We start from the raw sequence: 10,985 nt of genomic DNA, 5'->3' as shown, positions 1-10,985 counted from the left end.
GTAGACGGCCTCGCCGGCGGTCTGCACGACCGTCGGCGCGGCGGACGCGGGCGCCTTGCGCGCGCGGCGCCTTGGACGAGCCCGAGCGCGGGCCGTAGCCGACCAGCACCTCGCGGCGCTCCGGCTCCTCCTCGGCGGCGGCCGCCGGAGCGGGCGCCGCCTCGGCCGGGGCGCCGCCCGCGACCGCGACACTGATGATCGCCGTGCCGACGTCGACCGTCGTGCCCTCGCTGAAGAACAGCTCCTGCACCACCCCGTCGAAGGGGATCGGCAGCTCGACGGCGGCCTTGGCCGTCTCGACCTCGCAGACGACCTGGCCGTCCGTGACGGTGTCACCCGGCTGCACGTACCACTTGAGGATCTCGGCCTCGGTGAGGCCCTCGCCGACGTCCGGCATCTTGAACTGGCGGACGTGAGAAACAGCGGTGCTCATGGTGCTCTCCAACCCCCGTCAGAAGGCGAGGGCGCGGTCGACGGCGTCGAGCACCCGGTCGAGGTCCGGCAAGTACGTCTCCTCCACCCGGGACGGCGGGTACGGGGCGAAGTAGCCGCCCACCCGCAGCACGGGGGCCTCCAGCGAGTAGAAGCAGCGCTCGGTGATCCGGGCGGCCAGCTCCGAGCCCATGCCCATGAAGACCGGGGCCTCGTGCACGACGACGGCGCGGCCGGTGCGCTTGACGGAGGCCTCCAGCGTGTCGAAGTCCACCGGGGACAGCGAGCGCAGGTCGACGACCTCGATCTGGTGGCCGTCCTCGGCCGCGGCCTCGGCCGCCTCCAGGCAGACCTTGACCATCGGGCCGTAGGCGATCAGGGTCAGGTCCCGGCCCGGACGCGCGACGCGCGCGGCGTGCAGCGCGGCCGGGGCCTCACCCAGCGGGTCCACGACGCCCTTGTCCCAGTACCGGCGCTTCGGCTCCAGGAAGATCACCGGGTCGTCCGAGGCGATCGCCTGGCGCAGCATCCAGTGCGCGTCCACCGGGTTCGACGGGGAGACGACCTTGAGGCCGGCCGTGTGGGCGAAGTACGCCTCGTGCGACTCGCTGTGGTGCTCGACGGCGCCGATGCCGCCGCCGAAGGGGATGCGCACGGTGATCGGCAGCTTCACGTGGCCGAGCGCACGGGCGTGCATCTTGGCCAGCTGGGTCACGATCTGGTCGAAGGCCGGGTAGACGAAGCCGTCGAACTGGATCTCCACCACCGGACGGTAGCCGCGCAGCGCCAGGCCGATCGCGGTGCCCATGATGCCGGACTCGGCCAGCGGGGTGTCGATGATCCGGGCGTCGCCGAAGTCCTTGTGCAGGCCGTCGGTGACCCGGAAGACGCCGCCGAGGCGGCCCACGTCCTCGCCCATGACGAGGGTCTTCGGGTCGGCCTCCAGCGAGCGCCGCAGCGCCTCGTTGAGGGCCTTCACCATCGAGTAGTTCTCAGCGGCCATGTCAGCGGCCCTCCCCAACCTCTTCGGAGCCGTCGAACGACGCCGCGTATTCCACGTACTGCGCGCGCTCCTCGTCCACGAGCGCGTGACCCTCGGCGTAGACGTTCTCGAAGATCGAAGTCGGGTCCGGGTCCGGCATGTTGCGCACGCCCTCGCGGACGCGGCGCGCCAGCTGCTCGCTCTCGGCGTCCACGGCGTCGAAGAACTCCTGGTCGGCCCACTCCTCGCGGACCAGGTAGGCCTTGACCCGCTCGATCGGGTCCTTGAGCTTCCACTCCTCCAACTCGTCCGCGATCCGGTAGCGGGTCGGGTCGTCGGAGGTGGTGTGGGCGCCCATGCGGTAGGTGAAGGCCTCGATCAGGGTCGGGCCCTCGCCGTTGCGGGCGCGCTCGAGCGCCCAGCGGGTGACCGCCAGGCAGGCGAGCACGTCGTTGCCGTCGACCCGGACACCGGGGAACCCGAAGCCGGCCGCGCGCTGGTAGAGGGGGACTCGGGTCTGCCGCTCGGTGGGCTCGGAGATCGCCCACTGGTTGTTCTGGCAGAAGAAGACCACGGGCGCGTTGTAGACCGAGGCGAAGGTGAAGGCCTCGTTGACGTCGCCCTGGCTGGAGGCGCCGTCGCCGAAGTAGGCGACCACCGCGTCGTCCGTGCCGTCCTTGGTGATGCCCATCGCGTAGCCCGTCGCGTGCAGCGTCTGCGAGCCGATGACGATGGTGTAGAGCTGGAAGTTCTTCTCGTACGGGTCCCATCCGCCGTGGTTCACGCCGCGGAACATGCCGAGCAGGTTCAGCGGGTCGACACCCTTGCACCACGCGACGCCGTGCTCGCGGTAGGTGGGGAAGGCCCAGTCGCCCGGACGCTGTGCGCGCCCCGAGCCCACCTGGGCGGCCTCCTGGCCGAGCAGGGAGGCCCACAGGCCCAGCTCGCCCTGGCGCTGCAGAGCGGTGGCCTCGCCGTCGAAGCGGCGCACAAGGACCAGGTCACGATAGATGGAGCGCAGCTCTTCCGGGGTGGTCTCCAGGGAGAAGCGCGGATGCTCCACTCGCTCCCCCTCGGGGGTGAGCAGCTGCACCAGCTCCGGGACGGCAGCGGTCGCCGCCCCCGCCGTGCTCTCGACGGTCACGTTCACTCCTCGGTTTCTCCGGCCTCCGGGGTTGCCGGCAACCGGTCCGGTCGCCTGCTCCGTGCGTCCTCGCTTCGGGTGGGCGACGACTGCGGATCGGCGGATAGGTGTGCCCTGATCCTCTTCGAGAACGTTACCCAGGGGAAGACCCAATTTCTTCTGTCCTAGGACGTCCAACTACCACGCTCGTCCCCAAACCAGGGCAAATCACCCCTCGTAGCCAGCAGTCTTTCGGCCTGTATGCAAGGCTGTGACCATGAGCGATTCGGGACAAATCCGAGTATTCCTCCTCGACGACCACGAAGTCGTCCGGCGGGGCGTCCACGAGTTGCTCTCGCTGGAGACGGACGTCGAGGTGGTCGGCGAGGCCGGAACGGCGGCCGAGGCGCTGGTCCGGATCCCCGCCACGCGTCCGGACGTCGCCGTCCTGGACGTCCGGCTGCCCGACGGCAGCGGCGTCGAGGTGTGCCGGGAGATCCGCTCGCAGCTGCCCGAGGTCAAGTGCCTCATGCTCACGTCCTTCCCGGACGACGAGGCGCTCTTCGACGCGATCATGGCCGGAGCGTCCGGCTACGTCCTGAAGGCGATCCGCGGCACCGACCTGCTCTCCGCCGTGCGGGACGTCGCCTCCGGCAAGTCGCTGCTCGACCCGGTGGCCACCGCCCGGGTCCTGGCGCGCCTGCGCGACGGCGACCGGAGGGAGGACGAGCGCCTGTCCGAGTTGACGAAGCAGGAACGCCGGATCCTCGACCTGATCGGCGAGGGCATGACCAACCGGCAGATCGGCGCCGAGCTGCACCTGGCCGAGAAGACCGTCAAGAACTACGTCTCCAGCCTGCTGGCAAAACTGGGCATGGAACGACGCACCCAGGCCGCCGCGTATGTCGCGAAGATACACGCGACGGAGGGTTAACGATCACAGAAGATCAGCAAGGCCTGCCTCGCGCGCCCCGGCAGTAGCATCTGCCGCGTGACGGAGGCCCAGACACTCACGCTGACAAGTGGTTTATCAGCCGTTCCGGCCCGCCTTCGGGCGGTGTTGGAACGCTTCGGCATCGACGAACCCCAGCGGATCCAACGCACCGCGCACGGCCTGCTGAACCGCGTCTGGCAGGTCGACGCGGCGGACGGCCGCCGGTGGATCCTCAAGCAGTACCTCGACGACGGCGGGCACGCCTCCAGCGGCGCGCTCAGCGCGCAGCACCGCACCATCGCCGCGCTCGCGGCCTCCGGCCTCCCCGCCGTCCCACCGGCCTCGGCCGAGGACGGCCGCACCCTCGTCCTGCAGCGCGGCCGCCGCTACGCGCTCTTCCCCTTCGTGGACGGCGCCCCGCCAGGCTCCCTCCCGCTCGCGGCCGCGGCCGGGCTCGGCACGCTGCTGGGCTCCATACACGCCGAACTGCGCCGCATCCAACCGCCGGTCCTCGACGCCTGCGGCCCGTGGCCGACGGCCGACCCCGAGCAGACCCACATCACCATCACCACCCTGCTGGGCGCGGCCCGCGCCCGCACCCCCCGCGAGCCCATCGACGCCCTCGCCGAGCAGCGCCTGCGCGAACGGCTCGTCCTGCTGGACGCCTACGCGAGCCGCAGGCCCGGCCCCCGCGGCGCGCCGCCGGCCGGATGGGTCCACGGCGACTTCCACCCGCTGAACCTGCTCTACCGGGACGAGCGGGCGGTGGCGGTCCTGGACTGGGACCGCCTGGGCGTCAAGCCCGTCACCGAGGAGGCGGTCCGCGCGGCCACCCAGTTCTTCAGCGCGCCCGCCTCCGGCGTCCTCGACCTCGCCCGCGTGCGGGCTTACGCCCGCGCCTACCGCGCGGCCTCCGGCCACTCACCGGAACAGATGGCCGCGGGGGTCCACCGCGTCTGGTGGGAACGCCTCAACGACTTCTGGATGCTCCGCTGGCGCTACGCGCGGCGAGACGACCGCGCGAACGAACTCTTCCCGGCAGCGGCGGCCCAGATCGTCTGGTGGTGCGAGGAGTACCAACAGGTCCTGGACGCCTACGTGAACTGATCCAACTGATCCCTGCGCTCCCGCATGCTGTCGCACTCACCTCGGGGCGCGGGGGAACCGCGCGACAAGCCGCCCGCGAGCGGATGGTCCGGTGCGCGTAGGCCATCCGCACAGGGGCTCTCTCACGCAGTTCCTCGCGCCCCCGGATGGCGCATTCGGCCCGAGTGGAACGGTCAGGCGCCGGCCTTGGGGGTGCCGGTGGTGCCGCCCGCGCCGCCCGCGCCGCCCGCGCCGGCTGCGCCGGTCGGGGTGCTGGCAGGCGTCGTCGGGGCGCCCGTGTTGCTCGGGCTGACCGACGGCGTCGGCGTCGGGGTGGGCGTCGGGGTCGGCGTAGGCGTGGGGGTCGGCGTCGGGGTGGGCGTCGGGGTCGGGGTAGGCGTCGGCGTGGGGCTGTAGTAGCTCGGGCCCTGCGACTGCGTCGGCTGCTCCGTCGGCGTGGACGGCTGCGTCTGCGGCGTCGTCTGCGCCACCGACGGCGGCGTCGTCGTCGGTGTGCCGCCACCACCGCCGTGGCCGCCGCCGTTGAGGGCGAGGGCGACGCCCACGCCGATGGCCGCGATCACGACCAGGACCGCGATCACCGCGAAGAGCCCGCGGCGGTTGCCGTGTTCGCCCTCGTCGTCGTAGTGGTCTTCGTAGACCGGCGGGCGCCCGGCCGGCGGGGCCGGGGGGGGGGTCGCCGCGGCCATGACCGTGGTGGGGGCGTGGTCGCCGGGGCCGCCGGGGCCCTGCGGGAGGACCGTCGTGGGCGCGGTCGGGGAGACCGGCGGGACCGCCCCGAGAACCTGCGTCGCCTCCGCCGCGGCGCCGTGCATCTGGCGCAGCGCGTGCTGGACGTGCGCACGGAACTCGTCGGCCGACTGGAAACGGTCGTCGGGGTCCTTGGCCAGCGCGCGCAGCACCAGCGCGTCCAGCGACGCGGGGACGCGCGGGTTCGCCTGGGAGGGCGGCTTCGGCGGGTCCTGGACGTGCTGGTAGACGACCGACAGCGGGGTGTCCCCGGTGAACGGCGGGCGCAGCGTCAGCAGTTCGTAGAGCATGCAGCCGGTGGCGTACAGGTCGGAGCGGTGGTCGACGGCCTTGCCGAGGGCCTGCTCCGGGGAGAGGTACTGGGGGGTGCCCATGACCATGCCGGTCTGCGTCATCGTCGAGGTGACGCCCGTGAGCGCCCGCGCGATGCCGAAGTCCATCACCTTGACCGCGCCGCTGCTCGTGATGATCACGTTCGCGGGCTTGATGTCGCGGTGCACGATGCCGTGCTTGTGGCTGTAGGCGAGCGCCTCCAGCACCCCGGCGGTGATGATCAGCGCCTGGTCGACCGGCGGCGGCTCCTGGCTCTGCAGCAGCTCGCGGACCGTGTGGCCCTCGACCAGCTCCATCACGATGTACGGGACGGTCTCGCCGCCGCGCGCCTCCTCGCCGGTGTCGTAGACGGCCACGACGGCATGGTGGTTGAGCGACGCGACCGAGTGCGCCTCGCGCGTGAAGCGGGTGCGGGCGATGGAGTCCTCGGCGAGCTCCGGGCGGAGCACCTTGATCGCGACGGTGCGGCCGAGCCGCTGGTCCATGGCGGCGAAGACCTCGGCCATGCCGCCGCGGCCGAGCCGGCTGGTGAGCCGGTACCGGCCCTCGCCCACGACGCTCAGCCCGCTGGTGGTGACGAAGGCCTCCCCCGCTTGACCGGTGGCGGCGTCCGCGGCGGTGCTCGCGGCAGCGTCAGCCTCAGGCCGGGGCCCTCGGCCGTCCTGGCCGTCCTCGTCCCGCGGGTGCTGCGTGTCTGCCATCGTTCTCCGCAATCGTTCCGCGCGTTCCGCGCCTTTTCTGCTGCGCCGTCGCGCCGGCGCACCGACGCGCACCGCACCGCCACCGTCCGCGCCGCGCGCGGACGATGCACCTTCTCCGCACGCTACCGGTTTCCGGCGACGTATGCGGAGCCTCTTACCCGCCGTTGCCCGTCAGGCTGGCGACGATTCCCTTCGAACTACCCATACCGTCCGTCGAAGTGGCGTTCTTCGCATGGTCGACGGCCAGCACGAGCACCAGGATCAACCCGATCAGCAGCACGCCGAGGATCATCAGGACCACCGCGAGACGCCCGCAGCCCCTCGCGGCGGAGGTGGGCGCCGCACGGGGGTTCGGCTGGAACGGCGGTGGCGGAGTGGCCGCCGGGGGCCGCGCCGCGAACGGCGGCGGGGTGGGCACGCCCATCGGCCGGGGCGTCGCCCCGGGCGGCGGGGTCGGACGCGCCATCGGCGGCGGAGTGTTGGGGCGCTGGGCGTACGGCGGAGGCGTGTTGGGGCGCTGCGCGTACGGCGAAGGCGTGTTGGGGCGCTGCGCGTACGGCGGCGGAGTCGGACGCGCCATCGGCGGCGGAGTGTTGGGGCGCTGCGCGTACGGCGGAGGCGTGTTGGGACGCTGAGCGTACGGCGGTGGCGTCTGCCCCATCGGAGCCTGCCCCATCGGCGGCATCGGCTGACCCATGCCGGGCCGCGGCATCTGCGTGTTGGGGCCCTGCGGGTACGGCGTGTTGAGGGGGCCCTGGGCCTGCGGGAAGACCGCGTTCTGGCCGGACCCGCCGACGTTGCTGATCCGCTGCCCGTCGCCGGAGACCTGCGGCTGGTTGCCCACGCCCGTCGCGGACTGGGCGACGCGGCGGCACTCCTCGCGCATCTCGTCCGCGGACTGGAAGCGGTGGGCCGGGTCCTTGCGCAGCGCCCGCGCGACCAGCGCGTCCACCGCGAGCGGCACAGCCGCGTTGACGCTGGACGGAGCCGGCGGCGTCTCCTGGACGTGCTGGTACGCCATGCCGAGCGGCGACTCGGACTCGAACGGCAGCCGCCCGGTGAGCAGCTCGAAGAGCATGCAGCCGACGGAGTACAGGTCGGAGCGGGCGTCCACGGGCTTGCCGAGCGCCTGCTCGGGGGAGAGGTACTGGGGCGTGCCCACGACCATGCCGGTCTGCGTCATCGAGGTGACGCCGGACTGCATCGCGCGGGCGATGCCGAAGTCCATCACCTTGACCACGCCGCGCTTGGTCAGCATGACGTTGGCGGGCTTGATGTCGCGGTGGACCAGCCCTTGCTCGTGCGAGGCGGCGAGGGCCGCCAGCACGTCGGCGGTGACCTCCAGCGCCTTGTCGGTGGGCATCGCGCCCCGCTCGGCGATGTCCTTGCGCAGCACGGAGCTGAGAGAGGAGCCCTCGACGTACTCCATGACGATGAACGGGACGGGCGTGCCGTCCTGGTCGTCCTCGCCGCTGTCGTAGACGGCCACGATGTTGGTGTGGTTGAGCCGCGCCACGGCCTGCGCCTCGCGGCGGAACCGCTCGCGGAAGGAGGGTTCGCGGCTCATGTCGCCGAGCATCGTCTTCACCGCGACGGGCCGGTCGAGCACCGTGTCGTCGCCGAGATGCACCGTGGCCATGCCGCCCTGACCGAGCAGATCCCGCAGCACGTAACGGCCGTGGCCGACCGTCCGTCCGGTCTCGGCCGCGCCGCCCAGCTCGCTCATGCGCTCTCGCTCCCCCAACCGGGCGCCCTGCCTGGTACGCCGTCAGGGGCCAACGTTAGCGCGATGAGCAGGGCTGAAAACAGCCGGGTTCTCGCCCTGCCCATGCTTCGCAGACGGACCTGTGGACCTGCCTACAGGTACGGACCCGAGCGGATTCCGCCGGGACCCTCCTCGCCCTCCTCGTGTCCGGCCATGCCGGGCGGGAGGGCCCGCCGCATCTGCTCCAACTGGGCGCGCGCGGCCATCTGCTGGGCGAACAGCGCGGTCTGGATGCCGTGGAAGAGGCCCTCGAGCCAACCGACGAGCTGCGCCTGCGCGATCCGCAGCTCCGCCTCGGACGGGACCGCGTCCTCGGTGAAGGGGAGCGAGAGCCGCTCCAACTCCTCGACCAGCTCCGGCGCGAGCCCCTGCTCCAGCTCCTTGACGGAGCTGGCGTGGATCTCCTTCAGCCGCACTCGGCTGGCCTCGTCGAGCGGGGCGACGCGGACCTCCTCCAGCAGCTGCTTGATCATGCTGCCGATCCGCATGACCTTGGCGGGCTGCTCCACCATCTCCGTTATCGGCAGCTCCCGGGCTTCGCCGCCCTCCTCTGCCGATGTGCCACCGGCGACCGGCAGGCCGTCGGGACCGACGATCAGGACGTGAGGGCCGTCTTCAGGCCGTTGGCTGGGGCTGTTCATGAACGTCATTCTGTCTTATGGGGGTGTCGGGACGGCGCGATATTTGCCAGAACAAGTGTGCGCCTCTTCGGTGAACAGCGGTGGGGCGCCGGTTCACAGTCGCCGGATGCGCCAGCCGAAGAGCGCCGCTCCGGCGCCGATGAGGGCGAGGCCGACGCCGAGGAGGCGGGCACGCGGGCCCAAGCCCCCCGAGTCCGCGGTGCGCACGGCGATCTGCTCGGTCGCGGCCCCGGGGTGGAGCAGCGCCTGGGGGCCGAGCGGCGGCGGGACGGTGGAGGCCGGGCGCTCGGGCACGACCGCCTCCGGCGCGACGGCGTCCGCGCCGGACCCCGCCCCCGCTCCCGCGCCGTCCTGGGCAGGCCCGCCGGGCGTGGAACGCACGGACGTCGAGGAGGACGGTTGCGCGGCCGCCGCCCCGTGGCTGGGCCGCGAGCCGGACGTGGTGCGGTCGCCCGAGCCGGAGGGCCCGGACGAGGGGAACAGCGAACTGACGACCGGTACCGGGAGCCCGCTCACGGACGGGTCGGTGCTCGACGACGCGGAGGGGGTCCCCGGATCCGAGGGGCCCCCCGAGGGCGGCGTGCCTGTCCCGGGGTCGCCCGCGTCGGGGTCGCCGGAGGAGGGGTCGCCGGTCGGGGGCCGGTGCGAACCGGCTCCCGGCGCGGGGGCGTAGGTGAAGCGCAGGGTCCGGCCGTCCGGCAGCCGCACCGTGAAGCCGCGCGGCGCCTTGGTGGGCTTCGCCTTGACCAGCGCCTGCACCGGACCGAGCGCCGGCGCCCCGGACCATCCGGCTGCCACGGCCTGCTGGGCGCTCCCCACGCCCACGACCATCAGCGACCCCGCCACGAGGGCCGTCCCGGCCGTCCTCGTAGCGCCCGTCCCCAAGGCCGACAAAGCGCTCATATGTGGCAATTAGGACACCGGCCACCGCCCCCGGCAAGCGTGGCTACGCCATTCAGCGACGGTCGGCCCCGCTCTTCATCCCCTTGCCGCAACGGGGCCGCGAGCCCGCGTCACCGAGCCGCCCGGACCGGCCGGACCACCCGTGGCTCAGACCTGAAGAAGGATCTTGCCGATGTGCGCGCTGGACTCCATCAGCCGGTGCGCCTCCGCCGCGTCCGCCAGCGGCAGGACCCGGTCGATCACCGGCCTGACCACGCCCGACTCGATCAGCGGCCAGACGTGCTCGCGCACCGAGGCCACCACCGCCGCCTTCTCCTCCAGCGGACGCGCCCGCAGCGAGGTCGCGGCGATCGCGGCGCGCTTGGACATCAGCTTGGCGATGTTGAGGTCCGCCGTCACCCCGCCCTGCATGCCGATGATGACGAGGCGTCCGTTCACGGCCAGCGCGTCGAGGTTGCGGTCCAGGTACTTGGCCCCGACGACGTCGAGGATCACGTCCGCGCCGCCGAGCGCCGCCACCTCCTCGACGAAGTCCTGCTCGCGGTAGTTGATCAGCACGTCGGCGCCCAGCTCCCGGCACGCCTCCAGCTTCGTCGCCGAGCCCGCCGTCACGGCGACCTTCGCACCGAGCGCCTTGCCGAGCTGGATGGCCATGGTGCCGATGCCGCTCGAACCGCCGTGGACGAGCAGCAGCTCGCCCGGACGCAGGTGACAGACCTGGAAGACGTTCGACCAGACGGTGCAGACCACCTCGGGGAGACCGGCCGCGGTCACCGGGTCGACGCCCTTGGGCACGGGAAGCAGTTGACCGGCGGGCACGACGACCTTCTCCGCGTAGCCGCCGCCGGACAGCAGCGCGCAGACCTCGTCCCCCACGGACCAGCCGACGACGCCGTCGCCGATCGCGGCGACACGGCCGGAGCACTCCAGGCCCGGATACCGGGACGCCCCCGGCGGGGGATCGTAGAAGCCCTGCCGCTGCAGCACGTCGGCTCGGTTCACCGCCGAGGCCACCACCTCGACCAGCACCTCGCCGGAACCGGGAACCGGGTCCGGGACCTCACGCAGCACCAACGCCTCGGGGCCGCCCGGCGTCTCAATCGTGATCGCTCGCATGCCGCCGACGCTACCCCGCCGGGGTCGCCCGAGCCCCCGGCCCCGCCGGATTGCCGCGCCGCCGAGCGGATCTGACGCGCGAACAACCGCCGCATCCGGGGACGCTCCGTACACCTCTCGCCACGGTGAGCCACCGGGGCCTCGCACAGAGAACAGGCGTACGCTTGCAGAATTGCGCAAGCATGGAAGGCGGAGCCG

The 10,985-nt window shown here is 72.6% G+C and carries 10 protein-coding genes; 2 read left to right on the top strand and 8 right to left on the bottom strand.

The window, feature by feature from the left end; translation table 11 throughout:
• The 3 genes from TR48_RS31325 to pdhA all read right to left on the bottom strand — a co-directional run.
• The coding region (locus TR48_RS31325; protein ID WP_042373714.1) for a biotin/lipoyl-containing protein at positions 1-433 on the bottom strand (433 nt) is incomplete at its 3' end.
• A gap of 18 nt (positions 434-451) precedes the next feature.
• On the bottom strand, positions 452-1,435 hold the full coding sequence (locus tag TR48_RS31320) for an alpha-ketoacid dehydrogenase subunit beta (protein ID WP_042373712.1): 984 nt from the start codon (positions 1,433-1,435) through the stop codon (positions 452-454).
• A 1-nt stretch (position 1,436) separates the two neighbouring features.
• On the bottom strand, positions 1,437-2,711 hold the full coding sequence (gene pdhA, locus TR48_RS31315; protein ID WP_439654510.1) for a pyruvate dehydrogenase (acetyl-transferring) E1 component subunit alpha: 1,275 nt from the start codon (positions 2,709-2,711) through the stop codon (positions 1,437-1,439).
• 103 nt (positions 2,712-2,814) lie between these two features.
• On the opposite strand from pdhA, the gene TR48_RS31310 reads away from it, so the two are divergent.
• Together TR48_RS31310 and TR48_RS31305 are read left to right on the top strand one after the other, a co-directional pair.
• Complete coding sequence (locus TR48_RS31310; RefSeq protein ID WP_042373709.1) at positions 2,815-3,471, top strand: response regulator; 657 nt, start codon at positions 2,815-2,817, stop codon at positions 3,469-3,471.
• Positions 3,472-3,594: 123 nt separating this feature from the next.
• Complete coding sequence (locus TR48_RS31305; RefSeq protein WP_052443203.1) at positions 3,595-4,578, top strand: phosphotransferase enzyme family protein; 984 nt, start codon at positions 3,595-3,597, stop codon at positions 4,576-4,578.
• Between the two features lie 173 nt (positions 4,579-4,751).
• Here TR48_RS31305 and TR48_RS31300 read toward each other — a convergent pair whose 3' ends face one another.
• The 5 genes from TR48_RS31300 to TR48_RS31280 all read right to left on the bottom strand — a co-directional run bounded on the left by TR48_RS31300 (position 4,752) and on the right by TR48_RS31280 (position 10,787).
• On the bottom strand, positions 4,752-6,362 hold the full coding sequence (locus TR48_RS31300; RefSeq protein ID WP_084729916.1) for a protein kinase domain-containing protein: 1,611 nt from the start codon (positions 6,360-6,362) through the stop codon (positions 4,752-4,754).
• 154 nt (positions 6,363-6,516) lie between these two features.
• The gene (locus TR48_RS41105; RefSeq protein ID WP_084729915.1) at positions 6,517-8,088 is read right to left on the bottom strand and encodes a protein kinase domain-containing protein; all 1,572 of its coding nucleotides are present in this window, start codon (positions 8,086-8,088) and stop codon (positions 6,517-6,519) included.
• Between the two features lie 131 nt (positions 8,089-8,219).
• Positions 8,220-8,768: a bacterial proteasome activator family protein gene (locus TR48_RS31290; protein ID WP_042373707.1), complete on the bottom strand. Its 549-nt coding sequence runs from the start codon at positions 8,766-8,768 to the stop codon at positions 8,220-8,222.
• A gap of 93 nt (positions 8,769-8,861) precedes the next feature.
• Entirely contained in the window at positions 8,862-9,614 is a 753-nt protein-coding gene (locus TR48_RS39420) for a hypothetical protein (RefSeq protein WP_152628289.1), read from the bottom strand.
• 204 nt (positions 9,615-9,818) lie between these two features.
• Positions 9,819-10,787: an NAD(P)H-quinone oxidoreductase gene (locus TR48_RS31280; RefSeq protein ID WP_042373705.1), complete on the bottom strand. Its 969-nt coding sequence runs from the start codon at positions 10,785-10,787 to the stop codon at positions 9,819-9,821.
• Positions 10,788-10,985 lie beyond the last annotated feature (198 nt).

It is taken from the genome of Streptacidiphilus neutrinimicus, assembly GCF_000787815.1.
GTDB classification, from domain to species: domain Bacteria; phylum Actinomycetota; class Actinomycetes; order Streptomycetales; family Streptomycetaceae; genus Streptacidiphilus; species Streptacidiphilus neutrinimicus.
This window is presented reverse-complemented; position numbering and strand designations above follow the sequence as displayed.